Origin of the sequence: Heterorhizobium halophytocola, from assembly GCF_017873095.1 — a bacterium.
In the GTDB taxonomy this organism is placed as follows: domain Bacteria; phylum Pseudomonadota; class Alphaproteobacteria; order Rhizobiales; family Rhizobiaceae; genus Allorhizobium; species Allorhizobium halophytocola.
In genome coordinates, this window is record NZ_JAGGJU010000010.1 from 245,465 (window position 1) to 263,504 (window position 18,040).

10 protein-coding genes are annotated in these 18,040 nt (G+C 59.9%); 5 read left to right on the forward strand and 5 right to left on the reverse strand.

The genetic code is table 11. The features are described 5' to 3' along the window. The first annotated feature begins 144 nt into the window (after positions 1–144). Positions 145–879 carry a Bax inhibitor-1/YccA family protein gene (locus J2Z17_RS18525; protein ID WP_209947121.1) on the forward strand — a complete coding sequence of 245 codons (735 nt, stop codon included), beginning with the start codon at positions 145–147 and terminating at the stop codon, positions 877–879. Between the two features lie 115 nt (positions 880–994). On the opposite strand, the gene J2Z17_RS18530 is transcribed toward J2Z17_RS18525, so the two are convergent. Together J2Z17_RS18530 and J2Z17_RS18535 are read right to left on the reverse strand one after the other, a co-directional pair. Then, a complete protein-coding gene (locus tag J2Z17_RS18530) occupies positions 995–2,164 on the reverse strand; it encodes a polysaccharide biosynthesis/export family protein (protein ID WP_209947122.1) in 1,170 nt (389 codons plus the stop codon). Positions 2,165–2,305: 141 nt separating this feature from the next. Then, a complete protein-coding gene (locus tag J2Z17_RS18535) occupies positions 2,306–3,592 on the reverse strand; it encodes a capsule biosynthesis protein (RefSeq protein WP_209947123.1) in 1,287 nt (428 codons plus the stop codon). 169 nt (positions 3,593–3,761) lie between these two features. On the opposite strand from J2Z17_RS18535, the gene J2Z17_RS18540 reads away from it, so the two are divergent. Beyond that, positions 3,762–4,991, forward strand: a complete 1,230-nt coding sequence (locus J2Z17_RS18540) for a capsular polysaccharide export protein, LipB/KpsS family (RefSeq protein WP_342454429.1) — start codon at positions 3,762–3,764, stop codon at positions 4,989–4,991. Here J2Z17_RS18540 and J2Z17_RS18545 read toward each other — a convergent pair. The 3 genes from J2Z17_RS18545 to J2Z17_RS18555 all read right to left on the reverse strand — a co-directional run bounded on the left by J2Z17_RS18545 (position 4,949) and on the right by J2Z17_RS18555 (position 14,816). After that, positions 4,949–5,806: an SDR family NAD(P)-dependent oxidoreductase gene (locus tag J2Z17_RS18545; RefSeq protein WP_209947125.1), complete on the reverse strand. Its 858-nt coding sequence runs from the start codon at positions 5,804–5,806 to the stop codon at positions 4,949–4,951. The genes J2Z17_RS18540 and J2Z17_RS18545 overlap by 43 nt on opposite strands. A 109-nt stretch (positions 5,807–5,915) precedes the next feature. Beyond that, complete coding sequence (locus J2Z17_RS18550) at positions 5,916–7,301, reverse strand: aminotransferase class I/II-fold pyridoxal phosphate-dependent enzyme (protein WP_209947126.1); 1,386 nt, start codon at positions 7,299–7,301, stop codon at positions 5,916–5,918. 42 nt (positions 7,302–7,343) lie between these two features. Next, positions 7,344–14,816 carry a type I polyketide synthase gene (locus J2Z17_RS18555; RefSeq protein WP_209947127.1) on the reverse strand — a complete coding sequence of 2,491 codons (7,473 nt, stop codon included), beginning with the start codon at positions 14,814–14,816 and terminating at the stop codon, positions 7,344–7,346. A gap of 304 nt (positions 14,817–15,120) precedes the next feature. On the opposite strand from J2Z17_RS18555, the gene J2Z17_RS18560 reads away from it, so the two are divergent. The 3 genes from J2Z17_RS18560 to J2Z17_RS18570 are packed head-to-tail and all read left to right on the forward strand — an operon-like array spanning position 15,121 to position 17,815. After that, positions 15,121–15,888, forward strand: coding sequence for an ABC transporter permease (locus tag J2Z17_RS18560; RefSeq protein WP_209947128.1), 768 nt, complete (start codon positions 15,121–15,123; stop codon positions 15,886–15,888). Then, positions 15,885–16,544 (forward strand): ABC transporter ATP-binding protein, encoded by a 660-nt coding sequence (locus J2Z17_RS18565; RefSeq protein WP_209947129.1) that lies wholly within the window; start codon positions 15,885–15,887, stop codon positions 16,542–16,544. The genes J2Z17_RS18560 and J2Z17_RS18565 overlap by 4 nt, the downstream gene beginning before the upstream one ends. Further along, a complete protein-coding gene (locus J2Z17_RS18570; protein ID WP_209947130.1) occupies positions 16,544–17,815 on the forward strand; it encodes a KpsE/RkpR family capsule polysaccharide export protein in 1,272 nt (423 codons plus the stop codon). The genes J2Z17_RS18565 and J2Z17_RS18570 overlap by 1 nt, the downstream gene beginning before the upstream one ends. Positions 17,816–18,040 lie beyond the last annotated feature (225 nt).

The window sequence follows — 18,040 nt, forward strand, 5'->3', positions numbered from 1 at the left end:
CTCCTCGCGTTTTTTTGACCAAATCACTCTTGTTCATAGCCCATGCTCCCCTCATATTGGGGACAGGCATGCTGAAGCTTCGCAGCGGCGCCTGGGATCGTTCCCGACACCGTCACACTATTCGAAGCTTGATGAGAGGATAAAATGTCTGATTTTGGCAACTACCCGAACCGAATGGCAGGCCGTGGCGCCGCCGCTTCGACGGCTGTTGACGAAGGCCTGCGCGCCTATATGCTCAAGGTCTACAATCTGATGGCTCTCGGGCTGGCGATCACCGGTGTTGCCGCGTTCGCAACGTTCCAGATGGCCGTTTCCAGCCCGGCATTCGCACAGGCAATCTACAACTCGCCCCTGCGCTGGGTGGTGATCCTTGCGCCGGTCGCCATGGTCTTTTTCCTGAGCTTCCGCATTCACAAGATGTCTGTTTCCGCAGCGCAGACGACCTTCTGGGTTTACGCCGCGCTGATGGGCCTGTCGCTCTCTTCGATCTTCCTGGTCTATACCGGACAGAGCATCGTACAGACCTTCTTCATTACCGCCGCCTCCTTCGGTGCCCTGTCGCTCTACGGCTACACCACCAAGCGCAGCCTGTCGGCCATGGGCTCGTTCCTGGTCATGGGCCTGTTTGGCCTGATCATTGCCTCGATCGTCAACATGTTCCTTGCCTCGAGCGCCCTGGCATTCGCCATTTCGGCAATCGGCGTCCTGGTCTTTGCAGGCCTCACGGCCTACGACACGCAGCGCATCAAGGAATCCTACTACGAAGCCGACGACGCAGCCACCACCGGTCGCAAAGCGATCATCGGTGCTCTCCAGCTCTATCTGGACTTCGTCAACCTGTTCCTGTTCATGCTGCGCTTCCTCGGAAACCGCAACTGACGAATCTTCGCAAGAGGTTCACACCATTGGAAAAGGCCCCGCATCTGACCGGATGCGGGGCCTTTTTATATTCCGTTCCATGCAGTTGCAGCCTGGCGATGTCTACAAGCCAGACTCAGTTGTCGAATGTGTCGACCCCTTGGTGGGCCACGGACATTGTCCTCGACAACAGATTGACGAATTTGAGATAGTCGATCGATGGATGACGGGATGAGTAGATAACGTCGCGGCTCTTGACCGGGAAGGTCTGCCCCACAATCAGACTGTCGGCGACCGACATGTCGAAGCGATAGACGATCGGGTAACGGCCGTCCTTGTCCGAGGTCATGCCGCGCGCAATGAGTTCGTCAAAGTGCTGCGCGCCGAGCAGGTCGGAAACGATCTCCGGCTCCTCATAGCGAAACACGAAATAGCCCTTTGCATCGGTCTGCGTATCGTCGCCACCGCCGACAAGCGCCACCGCTTCCAGCAGGTTGAGGTTCCTTGCGCCGAAGGGAACGCGACCGCTTTTGCCGAACGCACCAAGCGCCGTGAACGTCCTTGGATCTTTGGAAACGAAGATCTGGTCCTTCGGCTCGACATAGATATTCTCGGACGGATTGTCGATCAGGTTCTGCAAGAGGGCGGTCCCCGTCTTGCGTCCGCGCACCAGCGTCACGTAGGATTCGTAGGGCTCGGAGGCAGGTCCACCTGCCTTGGCGATCACCTCGGTGATTTTCTCGGCGGTCAGATCCAGCGGAACCAGAGAGGGCTTGTGAACGGTACCGGAAACGGCAACCGTGCGCGACGGAGAGCCTTCCGTGCTGATAATGACATCCGGTTCCACGGCCTTGTTGGCAAGGGAATGCAGCACGGCTTGACGGGACTGTTCCAGTGTCCGCCCGGCAAATATGACCTCGCCGACATAGGGCAGCGCCGCCTTGCCGTCGGGCTGGACGATGACGGTGATCGACGTGTTCTTCGAATCTGCAGTCGAGAACAGGCCATCCGGGCCTGCCTCGAAAATGGTGATCTTCAGCTGGTCGCCGACGCCGATGACCGGTGCGCGCGCAGCACCACCCATTCCGAAACGTCGCTGCAACATTCCGCTTGAGAAGTCAGCGATCGTCCGCGCGGCACGGCTGTCGACATCAACGACGTCGAACACCACGGCATTGTCACGATTGAGTTGGGTGAGAGACTTTCCGGCCTGTCCATTGATGTCGGACGCTCGCGGTCCTGCTGCCGGCAAGGCCTCGCATCCAGCCAGACCGGCACAAATCATTACAACCACGATGCGCTTCAAGTCTCGTCTCCCGCCACGTCCGCCAATTCAAGTCCCGCCGCTGCATTATCACGGCGACAGGCAATTGTGCCATAACACAATGGAATAAAACCTCATGCCTAACAATTAGAGAACACGAACCGTGTCCCGTCTGCATCGCCTTCAGTGTTTTCCCACCGGCTTCGCCTTTTCCCAGCCAAGCCGCGGCGGCGGATCAACGAAGGCTCCCGGCTCGTTGACGAGCCCGTTGCGGACACGACGAACGATTTCCGAGACGGCAGCGATCTTGCCTTGCGCGTCATAGAAGTTCCCCTTTACCTGGATGGTCGCCGCCATCGCCCGCACCAATTGATTGACCAGCGGCTGATCGACAGGGCTCGGACTTGTCCAGAATTCGTCCAGACTTCCCTGGTGTGTGAGCCCCGGCACATCGTATATCGCGCCGCCGAGGACGATCGTCGGCTTCAGAGCCCTCAGGCTGTGAACGCCGACCGTTGAGTTCACGACGACCACACCCGTCGAATGCTTCAGGATGGCATTGAGGTTGCCCTGCTCGAAAAACTTCACCCGCTCCGCCACGCCATGCCTTTCGGCGATTGTCCGAACCCTCTTGCCCCAGCGCTCCAGGCCATTATCCAGGGGATGCTGCTTGATCAACAAATGGGTGTCAGGGCTTGCATGCAAAGCGAAAGACGCAATCACCTCCTCCAGCATATCTGCGAGGTGGCGATAGCGAGAGTTGGCTCGTATCTGGTAGTCGCTCTGGATTTGCAAGGCGACGAGGAAAAACGGCGAAAGCCCGTCGGCAAGGTCCTCGCTCTGGAGCTTGGCCGGCGATGAAAAGGCCCGAACCACCCATGGCAGGTAGTCGACAAGCGCAGAGTAATATTTGTCGTCCTTGTAAAACGGAAAGAAGGGCCGGCCGAAATAGGCGAAGAGGTTATAGACGACTTCGTTGAAAGCCTCCTGGCCGAAAGTATGCTGGTAGCGAACCTCCAGGTCGACCGGCGGCGCGGTCTTGGCAATCTGCGCAATTTTTGCGGGGTCACTCGGAAAATGGGAAAACCGTCCCATGCCGTCGCGTTCCAGCGTGAGCCAGTCGGGCCGCAGATAGCCGTGTTCCACCGCGTGACACCGGACACCAAGCCTCCCCCCGATCTCGGCCGCGACCCGGTGATAGGGAAGCTGGTCGGCGTAATAGAGAATGTCGGTGATTTTCTTTTGCCGGATCAGCGCTTCCAGGAAGGCCGGCCATTGCCTGAACGTCCGACGATATTGGATGGCTCCGGCCTTGCGCCAGTAGAGCTGGTCTCCCAGAGAAAAATTGACGCGATGCGTCGCCACGCCCTGGCGCTCGAACTCGTCTGCCAGTTCACGCCAGAAGATCGATGGCGGACCTTGCAGGAAGAGAACTGCGGACTCGGATGTGCTCCGGGTGTGATCAGACATCGAAAAGGATAACTCTAAAGGGCATATGGTGTCCGCTACCAGTCGTATTTGCCTCGCAAGGCTTTGCGACTATAAGGACACTCATCTCGAAAACAAGTTTCGACCCGCCATCATGCGACGTTTGTCCCTACTCCTTCTGCAAGGACCGGCCTCTCCCTTTTTGAAGGAGGTGGCGAAGCGTGTCGAAAACGGCGGCGGCCAAGTCTACAAAATCAATGTCAGTATCGGCGATGCCGTCTTCTGGTCGCCGCGGGGCGCCGACTGGTTCAAGGGCAAGGACACCGATTGGCCCACCTTTCTAAGAGGCTATATCCGGCAAAATGCCATCACCGACATCCTGATGCTGGGAGACGGCCGCCCGAGACATGCCGCTGCCGTGGACATCGCCAGAGAACTCGGCGTGAAGGCCCATATCTTCGAGCATGGCTATCTGCGGCCCGACTGGCTGACGATCGAACCCTTCGGCATGTCGAGTGAATCGCTGTTCCCCGATCAGCCAAGCGAGATCCGCGCTTTGGCAGCGCGGGCCGTCCCTCCGCCGCCGCATGCGCCGTTCCGCTACAGCTTCCTGACCTATGCCCTTTTTGATCTCGCCTATCACCTGCCCAATGTCTTCCTCGGCTGGCTCGTGCATCCACACTACACGACGCATGGCGCGGTACACCCACTCGTCGAATATGCCGGATGGCTTGGCAAGGCCTTCAGCCGTTCGCGCCGGCGTCGCGTGGCAGCGGAACGCGCGGCGCGTTACCTGTCGGATGGCAGTGCGTATTATCTCTTTCCGCTACAGCTTCCAGGCGATTATCAGATCCTTCGCCATGCACCGATCGGCGATCATTTCAAGATCGTCGAGGCCGTCATTCGCTCCTTCGCCCGATCTGCTCCGGGCAGAACACGGCTCCTTTTCAAGATACATCCGATCGACAACGGCCTGTCGGACTGGGAAAGGTGCATCCGGGATGTCGCCAGCACCTGCGGGATCGGCGCGCGCGTCGATGTCATTGACGGCGGTGATCTCGACAGTCTTGTCGGAGCATGCGCGGGCGTCGTCACGATCAATTCGACGGTGGGTCTGACCGCCATCCTCGCCGGCTGCCCGGTCATCGCTCTTGGAGCCGCGATCTATGATATACCCGGCCTGACGGCGCAGACCGATCTTGCGACATTCTGGAACACGCCGGTAAAGCCGGACAGCGATCTCGCGGCCGCATTCCGGCAGGCATTGACCGCTACGGTGCAGGTCCCCGGCGGCTTTATCGGACAGCAAGCGATGGCAACAGGCGCAAAGGGCATTGTGGAGCGCATGACCGGCGACGACAGCTGGACGGATGAGGACGCGCGGCAGCGGCGCCGGACCTACCGATATGAATCGGAATTGCTGGCGTTGCTGGATGTTTGAAACCCGGGGCGCGGTTCGGGTTGGGCACCCCGCGCGAACCACCAGTAGAGAATGGGCCTCACCAATGACCCAAAGCGGGCAAGCAAGGTGAGGCTCGCGCCGAAATGGATCTCGCGCCGCCGCCGATCAAGGCCGGCGACGATCCTCCCAGCGACGGCCTCTACCGGCCAGGGCGCCACGGTCCCCATCACCCGCGCCGCAGCCGCACTGCGCAACGGCAGTTCGGCGGCCAGTTGCGGCGTGTCGGTATCCGGCGGATAGCAGATCGCCAGATCGATGCCGAAAGGCTCGATCTCCGTGCGCAGGGCTTCGGCAAAGCCCACAAGACCGGCCTTGGAGGCGCAGTAGGCGCTATATCCATCAATACCGATAAGGGCCGCCCCGGAAGAAATGACGAGGATCGTCCCGGCTCCTCTGGCCTTCATCGGCTGGAGCACGCAACGGATAGCATTGGCCGTACCGACCAGATTGACCTCGATCTGCTCGGCAAATGCCTCCTCCCCCATCTGATCGAAGGCAGAGGGGATAACGAGGCCTGCAGAATTGATCAGAAGGTTGCACTCACCGAACCGGGCCACAGCCGAAGCGACGGCATTGCGCATTTCGGCGGAGTCTTCGACATGGGCCACAGCAGCGAACAGCCGCTCGGCGCAGTCCCCTGAGATTGCCGACAGCGTCACCACCGCCCGATCAAGACGTTCGAGCGAGCGCGCAATGAGGGTGACCTTCGCGCCACGCTCAAGATAGGCGCCTGCCAGTGCAAGCCCGATACCGCTGGAACCGCCGGTGATGATGACATGATCATAGGTCTTCATCGCCTGACACTCGCCTCACGCAAATTCAACAAAAGATGCAGTCCCGTTCTGCCCGAAGGAGCGCAGAATGACCACCGCTACAGTCTGGCCAGCGTCGGCCTTGCGGCCGCTAGCCCTGCGCGAGACGGGCAACCACCTGCATCATCTCTTGCGAGTTGAGCCCGAAATTGCGCTCCTTAAGGTCCGCGAGGATCTCGGCCGTCAAGTCTACGGCCCGGTTGATCTGTTCTTCCGTGTGCGTGCTCGTGATGAAGAAGCGCAAACGCGCCAGTCCCTCGGGCACCGCCGGATGAATGATCGGCAGAACGTTGACGCCCGCCTCGAAGAGATCGTTGGACAGTTTTACCGCCCGAAGCGAGTCGGCCACGATCACCGGCACGACGGAATACCCGTCGCTGAGGCCGATATCGAGGCCACGCAACCGTGCGCGATTTAGAAACATCTGGCTGTTGCGCCGAAGGGCATGAACCCGGTCCGGTTCCGCCTTGAGGATCTCCAGGCTGGCAATCGCCGCACCTGCGAGCGTCGGCGCCAATCCGACACTGTAGACGAAGCCGCCGGCCTGCGCCTTCAGCAACGTGATCAGCGCTTCGCTTCCGGCAATGTAGCCGCCGCAACTGGAGGTCGTCTTGGACAGCGTTCCCATCCAGATATCGACATCGCCCGATGCAACGCCGAAATGCTCGAAGATACCGCGGCCCGTCGCGCCGAGAACGCCGAGCGAGTGGGCTTCGTCCATCATCAGCCAGAAATCGTATTGCCGCTTCAGTTTCAGCAGACCCGGAAGATCGGCAATATCGCCATCCATCGAATAGATGCCTTCGGCAATCACGAGGATACGGTTGTAGTCGGCCGACAGGGTCTCCAGCAGGCGCGCCAGGTCCGCCATGTCGTTGTGCTTGAAGAAGCGACGGGATGCGCCGGAGAGCATGATGCCCGACAGCGCGCTATTGTGAATGAATTCGTCATGGATGACGAGATCGCGCGGCCCCATGAGGCAACCAATGGTGCCGACATTGGTCAGGTAACCGCTGACGAAACAGACGGCTGCCTCGGCCTGATAGTTTTCCGCAAGGGCCGTTTCCAGCTCGGCATGGATGGTCCGCTCACCAGCGACCAGCCGGCTTGCCGAAGCCGAAACGCCGAATTGCGTCAAAGCAGCGCCCGCACGCTCGAGCACCTTGGGATGCTTGTTGAGCCCGAGATAGTCGTAGGAAGCGAAGTTGTCGTATTCGCGACCGCCGATCAGCGCCGTCGCCCCACTCGCGGCTTCATGGGCCCGGTAGAACGGATTGGCCATGTTGAGCTGTTCGCCCGCAAGCTGCTGCAGCTTGACCTGCTTGTATTCATTGAGCTCGCTGAACCGCGGCTGCCGCCGGACGGGCTGCCGAACGACAGCGCCTGGATCGGACCGCCGCCCCTGGCGCTCCTGCTCCACTGTCTTGTGCAGGTTTTTCATCCTGTTGAGGAGGTCCTGGCGGGATTTGTCCTTCATGTACTCTCTCCGAGGTGAGCTCCGTGGGCGTCTGCGGGGACCTTAATTGCCTCCGGTGTGACGACGGCTCAGTTCATCCATGATCCGGGCGTCTGCGGTATCCTCCTTTTCCGCATCATCCGCACCACTGCGTGCACTGACCTTCTCATAAAGACGGCGCGTGACGTCTCCCACCGTCGCGCTATCCGATAAACTGCTGAGGGGCATGTCGAAACCGGTATTTTGCTCGAAGTTCATGCCCAGTTCCACAGCCATGAGACTGTCCAACCCAATCTCCTTTAGTACGCTATCCTTATTCACGCTCTCTGGCGAGACCCTCAAGATCGACGCAATCTCGTTGGCAATCACCTTGAACAGCGCGTCCTGCGCTTCCGCGGGCGATTTGCCCTCGATCATTTGCACCAAATCGACGTTTCCACCCTCCGCACTGGAAGGGTTTTGAGCGACCTTTCGCGCAACAATCTCGAAGAGCGGCTCATTGACCACCGGCAGGTTGTGCGCCAGCGCCCAATCAAACTCGGATATCAATACGACTGCAGCGTCAATTGTTCCCGGTTCGGCCATGATGTATTGCTCGACGAGGTCAAGCGCGTCACGGGCTGGAAGCGCCGTCTTGCCAAGACGGCGGTCCAGCAATTGCCCCACATCGGCGTTGCGTACGAGATAGCCGGCGTCGGCGATCGCTCCGAAGCCGATGGCGAGTCCCGGAAGGCCGGCCTGCCGGCGGACGCGCATCAGTCCCTCCATGTAGCCGTTTGCGGCCACGTAATTGGACTGCCCCGGATTGCCGACCATTGTCGTCACCGACGAGAAGGCGATGAAATGATCGAGCGGATCGGCACGGGTCAGGCGGTCGAGGACCGCAAGCCCCCTGGCCTTCACATCGATGACCGGCTTGTTGCGGTCGCGAGTAAGGTTGCTGATAAGCGCGTCATCCAGCACCATCGCCGCATGCAGGACGGTCTTCAAAGGCGCAACCGCGCGCAATGCCGACAACAGCGCCTCGACGGATTGCACATCCGTCACGTCGCAAGCATGAATGCCGACTTCGACACCGCTTCTGCGCCAGCGATCAATCGCAGCGTTCGTCGCCTCATCGGCTAGGCCCCGGCGGGAACATAGCGCGATGTGGCGAGCGCCGTTCTCGACCAGCCAGTCGGCGGCGGCCAGACCAAATCCACCGATGCCGCCAACCACCAGATGCATGCCCTGGGGATCGACATGGAAACCGCGGCGGGCACCTTGCGTCACATGATCTCGGCCGGCGAGCGGCGGCAAGACGACGATCTTGCCGATGTGGCCGGCATTCTGCATCAACCGGAAGGCGTCCCCGATCTCGTCGTAGTCGAACGGACGGTAGGGCAAGGGCGAGAAGATGCCCGCCTCGAACAGGCCACCGATTTCGGAGAGCAGACGACGGGCAAGGTCAGGCTGCAGCACGAGCAACTGGTCTGCATCGATGCCAAAATAGCTGATGTTGCGGCGGAAAGGGCGCAATCCGATTTTGCTGTCTGCGTAATAGTCGCGCTTGCCGAGTTCGAGAAAACGGCCGAAGGGCTTAACCAGCGACAGGCTTTGCTCCATCGCTTCGCCGAAAAGCGAATTCAGCACGAGGTCGACGCCCTCGCCACCCGTTACATCCCGAACGTCCGCCACGAAGGACAGCGAGCGGGAATCGAAGACGTGATCGGCGCCCAGCATTTCGGCAAAGCGCCGTTTCTCAGGAGTGCCGGCCGTTGCGATGATCGTCGCGCCGACATGCTTTGCAACCTGAATGGCGGCAAGCCCCACACCGCCGGCGGCACCGTGGATCAGCACGGTGTCTCCGCTGCGCATCCGTCCCAGTTCGACGAGCGCGTAGTAGGCCGTCAGGAACACGACCGGGATGGATGCCGCAGCGACCAGGTCGACGCCGTCGGGAAGTTTCGCCACGCCATTGCGATTCACGACGACATGGGTCGAAAAGGCAGAAGCCGCGATGGCCATCACCCGGTCTCCGACAACCAAGTCGTCGACACCGGAACCGACCGCAACGATCTCGCCGGAAAATTCCATACCGATCGAGGCGCCGGCAAAGCCATCTTCCAGAGCCTCTTCCGGCAGCAGGCCCATGGCCCACATCACATCACGGAAATTGAGGCCCGTAGCGGCGACCTTGACGAGAATTTCGCCATGCCGCAGCGGGGGCGGCGCACAACTTTCCCAGCGGATAGACGACACCTGGGAGGGTACCTGCTGGCGGATGGTCGCGGCCTCGAACCGATCGGTCATGCGCGCCAGCGGCGCTATCGCACCGGGCACGGCCCGCACTTCGAGAAGTTCGTCGCTGCCACCGACGACCCATTCCCGGTTGGTGCCCGGCATTTCCAGCGCCTTGCGCGCCCATGAGAGCATAGCTTCGATCCCGGAATTCGCGGCACCGGGATCGATACAGTTCAAATCGAGGATCTCGAACTCGTTTCTGAGAACACGCAGATAGGTCCAAAGACCCGTATTCAAGGGACTTGCCGCGCTCGTGGTGAATCCTTCGGTGGAGGGCGCTCCGCCGGGCGCGCTGACAACGACCCGCAATCCAACTTTGTCGAAAATCGTCTCGCGAAGATCGGCGATCGACAGAGCAAGCGCATTCAGGCCCATGACCCGATCGAGAAGAAGTGCCGGAGTATCTGCCGCCGCCTGCGGCGCGCCAGCAATGTAGACAACGGCCTGCAGCGCACCGGCACCGTCCTCGAGCGCGGCGGTGATTGCCGCGCGATCGTGCTCCAGATCACCTTCCAGGGCCACAAGCGAGACAAGGTTGAAACCGGTGGTGGAGGCGACCTCTCCAAGCCGCGCCACATCCAGCGAACCGTCATGCAGCACCAATGCGCTGATCGACTGCGTGTGTTCAGAAGCTGTCGCCGTGGTAACGGCCGGCGCACGAATTGCCTCGACCGTGACAAGCGTCCCGCTATCGACGTCGAGCGCCCGGGAGCGGACCTCTCCAAAGCCGCGTTCTTCGAAGATCTTGCCCCAGGCATCCGCTGCCTGCAGTCCACTGACGCCATCGACGACACCGAAAACGAAATCGTTGAATACCGACGGTGAACTGAACACGCCGACGAAACGATCACAGGCCGAAAGCGCATCACCAAGGCCAGCCTCGGTGCGCAAAAGGGCGCCGAAATCGTCGGAGGCCGTCGCGATGAGATGCATGCCGGACACGGCGGCAAGTTGCTCTGGCGAGATCACCCGGACATGGGCATCGTTTTCAAACTGGACCTCGAGATTGCGCCGCGCTCCGCCATCGGGCTCGCAAACGATCAGCCCGCCACCGGCACGCGCGACAATGCCTGCAAGCGTGCGGCTGAGATGCGCCGACACACTGCCCAGTTCCAGCACGTTGAAACCATGCCCGGAACGAGCCCGAGAGAATGTCCTTACGGCCTCGACAAGAAGCGCGGTGCGCTGCTTGGCGATCGGCGAATGCACCGCATGGTGCGCCAAGGTCGCCTCGCTCGCAAAGGCGGAGTACTTGCGCTCTTCGCGACCCTTGTCCGCCTCGTCACCGGTTTCGGCAATACGCTGCAGAACCTCGCGGTGGCAGTCGTTGATCAAGACGATCTCCACGCCACGCTCGGGGCAATGCGAATAGAGATCGCGGAGCAGGTCTGCTACCGGTGGCAGCGCCTCGTCTTCGACCAGTGTCCAGACACTGTCGTCGTGATGCGCCAGGCCGGCATCGACCAGCAATTGCAGGCAATTGCTCAGATAGCGCCGAAATCCAAGATCGACCGGCAGATCGGAGGCGGTAACAGACGAGCGTCCGCCTGCAAGCGCCCGGAAAAAATCCTGAATCGCACTGAAAACCGCAGCCTGGAACAGGTAGGTATCGTTTCCAAGTCCGCTTTCCGGCAGCTCCTTGAAGGCCGGCTCCGAAGGGCCAGACAAGGCCTTTGCCGGGAAATTGAAAGCGCGCGGCGCAGCGACCGCCTCATAGTGGAACGAGAGACTGTCAAGCGCCTTGTGCTGCTTGAGATACGTGCGCCTGAAACGGCTGTCTGCCAGGACGGCAATCCGCACGCCCTGCTCGTCCAGCAGATGGAAGTTGGCCTTGATCGAGGTTGCGCTCAGCCGTTCGATTTCGATGACCGCCCGGCGGACCGGAACATGGAGCCGTTCGATCCGGATCTCGCCGAAGCGGACAGGAATATAGGGCGCGCCGTTATGGGTCCCGCTGAAGCGATCAAAAAGCGCAACCAGACCATGGAAGACGGCATCAACAGACAGCGGATTGAGATGGTAGGTCAGCAGCGGGTGCCCCGCATCTGCCGGGGCCTTGAGGTCCACCGCAATCAACCTGTCGCCGTAAAGCGTGGCATGATCCAGCAACTGAAACCGCGGCCCGTAGTCCAGTCCGAAATTACCGGCCGTCCGGTAAGCGCTTGGTGCATCCACATGGCCGGTGGATTTGCCGAGCACCGGCAATGGCCGGGCCCCGACCTCGATCTCCGTCAGTTCGCGCACCCGCGCGACAACATGGATCGCCCATTCGTCATGGCTCAGCCGCTCCCGCGACCGGATCTGCAGGTCCCCCGTCTCCGGCGAGACGATTGTCGATATCTCGAGGATGCGCGCCGTCGACAATTCCAACGGCCGAATAATCTCAAGATTGGTTATCTCGACCTTCTCGGTGCCGAAGAATTGCCGTGCGGCTTCCACGGCGATTTCGATGAAACCGGCTCCGGGAAGGATCGAGCGGTTATCTACGACATGCTCGGCAAGATCGGGGAAGAGATGCGCATCGATATGATTCTTCCAGGTCGTCCCGTTCGGATCCGTGCGCCATCCCAGAAGCGTATAACTGTCGGGTTGATTGCGGCCATAGATGTCGATGGCATCCGAGGTCGGCTCCGGATGCAGAACCACACGATCGAATGGCAGGCGCGGCAAGGAGACGGCAGCGTTTCGCGAACCGAAGACCTTTTTGGCATCGACGGCAGCGCCAAAGGCGATTGCGCGCGACATGGCTCGGGTTACCGGGTCGATATCGCCACCGACGGCCTCCCGGGTGAGCGTCGAGACGACGCTGACGGCTGCCGACTGCTGCTGGGCAATGTCGTTGACATACCCTGTCAGGATCGGACGCGGCGACATCTCGAGAAAGACATTGCAGCCGAGCGTGAGGGCTTCTTCGACCGCCTGCTGGAATTTCACGGGCTGGCGGACATTGCGCCACCAATAGTCCGGATTGAGCGATTCTCCCGTCAGCGTCGTCCCACTGACGGTCGAGATAAAGGCATAGTCGGAGGGTCGCGGTGCGATGGCCGGCATATCACCGATGAACGCATCCCTTGCCCTGTCGATCAGCGGATGATGGAAGGGATAATTGATATCGAGCGGCTGGACGACGACCTTTTTCTGCCGCGCCCTCTCCCGGAATTCCTGGATCTGTTCGACAGGCCCGGAGATCGTCACCGAGTTCGGCGCATTGATCGCGGCCACCTCTAGCTCGGCCAAACCAAGTTCACGAATAAGCGCCTGCGCCGCCTGGTCTCCGAGCTTGACGGCAGCCATCGTGCCTTCGCCGGCAAGTACGTCCTGATGCAAGGACCGCTTGGCGATGACGGTGACTGCGTCCTCCAGGCTGAGCGCGCCGCAAGCATAGGCAGCCGCGACCTCGCCGACGGAATGGCCAAGGCTTGCAGTCACTTTCAGCCCATCCGCCACCATGGCGTCTGCAAGCGCTGCCTGTATGGCAAACAGCAGCGGCTGGGCAAGTTTGGTATCGGCCAGACGCGTGCTGAGATCCTCGGCCTCGAGCGCCTCCATGAGATCGACATCGGAATACCGCGAAAAGAGCGTCGCGATCTCCTGATAGCGCTCGCGGAACGGTCGATTATAGCGCAAGGCATCGAGCCCCATGCCCACCCACTGGGCACCATTGCCGGAAAACACCAGCGCGACCTTCGGTTCGCGCGACAGCGCTTCCCCGATTTCAGCCCCGTGCACCTCGCCGCCAGACAACCAGCCATCGATGGCGGTGAGAACCTCGTCCGAGCCGCCTTTCACGACGAAGCGATGACGCAGCAGAGTTCGGTTGGTGGCCGCTGCTGCGATAACTGCCGAGCGTTGCATTGCATCCGCGGCCTGCAGCCGATCGCGATAGGCTTCAAGCAAGCCGCGCAAATTGTCAGCGGTGTGCGCACTGGCGACGAAATACGGCTCCTCGACCACCGGCGCATCCGAGGTCCCAACGGGCCCTGTCGGATCAGAAATGACGATATGGGCATTGGCCCCGCCAAAACCGAAGGAGTTGATGCCGGCCAACCGTGCCGTGCCGGTGCGCTTGAGAGCAACGCCCTCACTCGCCACGCGCACATTGAGGCCCTCGAAATCGATCGTATCGTTCGGCGTATCGAAATGAAGCGACGCCGGCAGATAGTCGTGCTCGAGGGCGAGCATGGCTTTCAATACACCCAAGAGGCCGGATGCCGGCTCCGCATGGCCGATATTCGTCTTGATCGACCCGATCGGGATCGGATGCCGGCGATTGAGGCCGACGATCTGGCCGACCGACCAAATCTCGGCCGGGTCGCCGACCTTGGTGCCCGTTCCATGCCCTTCGACAAACGCGAGTTGTTCGACGTCGAGTCCATTGCCGACATAGATGGAGCGCAGGAGATCGGCCTGGACCTCCCTGGACGGCAGCGAAATGCCGTTGGTGCGCCCAGCCGCATTGGTGCCGGTTGCAACAATCGTCGCGTGGCTTCTGTCACCTTCCGCCGCGGCCTTGTCGCTGCGCCTCAGCACCAGCACCACGGCCCCTTCCGCCCTCACATAGCCGATGCCGTCATCGTCATAGGCCCGACAGAGCCCATCCTTGGAAAGCATCCGCGCCTGCGAAAAACCGACGAAAGGCAGGGGATGAACCAGTATGTTGACGCCCGCGACGATCGCCGTGTCGACGTCCCCGGCATTCAGCGCCTTGACGGCCGCATCCAGCGCCACAAGCGACGACGAACAGGCGGTGTCGATCGTCATACTGGGGCCGTTGAGGCCGAAAATATGAGAAATCCTGTTCGAGACGATCGAAAGGGTGTTGCCGGTCATGAAGTGCGGGCCGGGACCGGCTGGATCCTCGACCGACAGATTGCCGTTGTCGATGCTCGATGCACCGACATAAACCGCTACGTTTTCGCCGTGCAGGCTATGGGCGGGGATATTGGCATCTTCGAGCGCCCGCCACGTGAGCTCCAGCAGCAGCCTTTGCTGCGGGTCCATGAACAAGGCTTCGCGCTTCGAGATGCCGAACAGGCCGGGATCAAAGCTCTCGAGTTCGTCGATGACACCGGCGGCATAGCTATAATATTTGCCCGGGACGCCCATTTCCGGATGCCAATAGCGCGCAAGGTCCCATCGATGGCCTGGTATGCGCGTGACCATGCATCGACGCGCCAGCATGAGCTCGAACAATTCCTCGGGTGAATTTGCTCCCGGAGCGGCGCACGCACGCCCAATGATTTCTACGCCCATTTACCCAATCATATTTCGTTGAGGCGTGGCGCCCGCAAAATCGCAGGTAACACTGATCAACAGTTGCCATCCATTCCTAGTCACTTAACCAAGCACGCGGAAGGGGTCAATTCGATTCAACCTCGGCGATGCGTGACGTTGCTTTCAGCCACAGTGGCGTATCGCCGGCCTCCAGCCGAATGACCATAACCCTACCTTTCACGCGGAGGCTCGACTTTTTCTTCCAAACACGCCATTCAAACGCTAAAAGGGTCGATATGATCGATCGAGATTTTGACGCAGGCCGCTTACAGGATACGCCGGGATGTATCTGAAGACTCACGTGCGCGTCGTCGCCGCTTTGCTGATCCGCGAGATGTCCACCCGGTTTGGTAGCCGTCCGGGTGGCTATATCTGGGCACTGGTGGATCCGGCGGCACACATCATATTGCTCACCGTGATATTTCAGGCCATCGCAAGACAGCCGGCCCTGGGAACAAGCTTTCCGCTGTTTTATGCGACCGGATATGTCGGCTTTTCATTCTACCAGTCGGTTGTAGGCTATGTCAGCGCCGCGCTGAATTCCAACAAGGCCCTTTTGAGCTATCCCAATGTGGCGCCCTTCGACACGATCGTGGCGCGTTACATTTTGCAGATGGGAACAACGGCATTCGTGGCGATAATCGTGATCGGAGCGATTTCCACATCGCTCTACCATCCGCTCAACCTCGACTGGCTGCCGATCATGGAAGCGGCCATAGCCGGCTCCCTGCTCGCCTTGGGGACAGCTCTCAGCAACACCGTGCTGTTTCGCAGCTGGCCGCTTTATGAAAGCATATACGGGATTATAACGCGGCCGCTGATGCTGATATCCGGCGTATTCTTTCTGCCCGATTCAATTCCGCAGCCGTTTCGCGACATCGTGCTTTTAAATCCGATTGCACACGTCATTGTCCTTTTCCGATCGGGCTTCTATCCGGAATATCGCGCAACGGCCTATAGCCCGGAATATCTGTACACGTTCGTCACGGGTAGCCTGCTGCTGGGGATGACGCTGTTTGCATCCTCCTCAAAGCTCTTGAGGAACGAATGATCAGGCTCGAAAAAGCGACCAAGATCATGACCCACAAGGGGACGCGCAAGACGATCCTCGACAACGTCTCGGTTGTTCTCAAGCGTGGCAAGAGCATCGGCGTGCTCGGGCGGAATGGCGCTGGAAAGTCGACACTGCTTCAGTTGCTCGCAGGCACATTGAGCCTCGACGGCGGTCGGATAGTCAGGAGCGGCAAGATATCCTGGCCTCTCGGCTTCCGGGGAAGCTTTCAAGGAAATCTCACGGGCGAGCAAAATGTGCGTTTCGTGGCCCGCATCTATGGCGTGGATACCGCCGAACTGATCGAATATGTCGAGGAGTTTGCGGAACTCGGCGATTTCTTTCGCGTTCCGATCAGCACATATTCCTCCGGCATGAAGGCCAGGCTGGCATTCGGGGTGAGCATGGGGATTCACTTCGACTATTATCTCGTCGACGAGATCACGGCTGTGGGTGACGCAAACTTCAAGCAGAAATGCCAGAAGATTTTCGAAACGAGACTTGCGGATTCGGATGTGATAATGGTTTCCCATAGCACCAAGACCATCCAGGATTACTGCGATAGTGGCATCGTGCTGGAAAAAGGAAGAGTATCCTTTTTCGAGAATATTGATGATGCCATCGAACAGCACGACAAAAATATGAGGCACAGCTAATGGTCGAGAGTGACAAGACGGCGGCCAAGAAGCCGAAACCGGCCGAACAGAATGCGAAGCCTCACCCGCATCCCAATGTGCGCGTCCTGGAAGGCCTGCTCGAAAAGCATAAGCCGCAGGTAAGAAAAAAGCCGAAGAAGCGCTTCCAGCTTCGTCACTGGATCATCGCATCGGGATTTGTCGCGCTTGTCGCCGTGCCCACCGTGGCAAGCAGCCTCTATATGACATTTATCGCGGCAGACCAGTATCAGAGCGTCAGTTCGTTTTCGGTGCGCAGCATCGAATCGTCGGCAATGACATCCGACATCATGGGCATGTTCACGCAGTCTGCCAGCGGAGGTACGGTCGCCGACTCCTACATCCTTGCCGACTATCTCCTGAGTGAGGAGATGGCCAAAGCGGTCGACGCGAAATTCAATCTGGACAAGATCTACGCTCCACGCGGCCTCGACTATTTCTTCGGACTGAGCAGCGGACAGCCGATCGAGCTCAAGACCGATTACTGGCAGAGCATGGTCAGCGTCAATTTTGACCACTCGACCGGCATCATCCAGCTTCAGGTGAGAGCCTTCGATCCGGTGATCGCGCAGGAAGTTGCGACCTTCGTGATGAAGAAGTCGGAAGAACTGATCAACAAGCTTTCCGACACGTCACGGGACGAGAGCCTGAAGCTTGCAAATTCGGAACTGGCAATTGCCGAAAAGAGGCTTTCGGACGCGCGGAACGCGCTGCGCAGTTTCCGCGACACCTCGCAGGAACTCGACCCGTTGCAGGGCGCAAAACTGGCGGCCGAACTGATTGCCGGGATGGAAAAGGAACTGGTCAAGCTGAACGCCGATCTTGCAACGGCACGCCAGCAGATGGGCGAAGACACACCGCGCGTCAGGGTGATGAAAACCCAGATCAGCAGTCTCGAAAAGCAGATCGCTCAGGAACGCCAGCGTTTCGGTGCAGGATCTTCGGATAACGCCTCCACTGGACCCGATGGCCTCGACGAGGCGGTACCGGGCAAGATCCAGGCCTATGAAGGCCTTGAGACTGAACGCGAATTTGCGGAAAAATTCTATACCACGTCGCTTGCCGCGCTCGAAAAAGCCCGGGTTTCCGCGGCGAGCAAGCAGCGCTATCTCGCTGCCTTCATCCAGCCGACGCTGTCGGAGATATCGCAATATCCCAGCCGTCTTCTGGATGTGATCCTGGTGTTCTTCGGCGGACTTTTTGCCTGGGCGATGCTGACGCTGGGTTATTACAACATTCGTGACCGGGCCTGAAAACCCGGACGCCGCAATCAAGAACTTCAGATCCTCAAAGACAAATGCGCCAAGCAAAAAAGCGTCCGCTTTCGCGGACGCTTCAGACTGCTGACAAACCCCGTCATTTTTTGGCGGGGTTTTGTTTGTACGGTATTTGGGGCCGGTGGATCGGCTCTGGATGAGGCCGCGAGGTCTGCTGCTGCCTCACGCTGGCGCCGGTTGAGCGGCCTTGGCGAGGGCCAT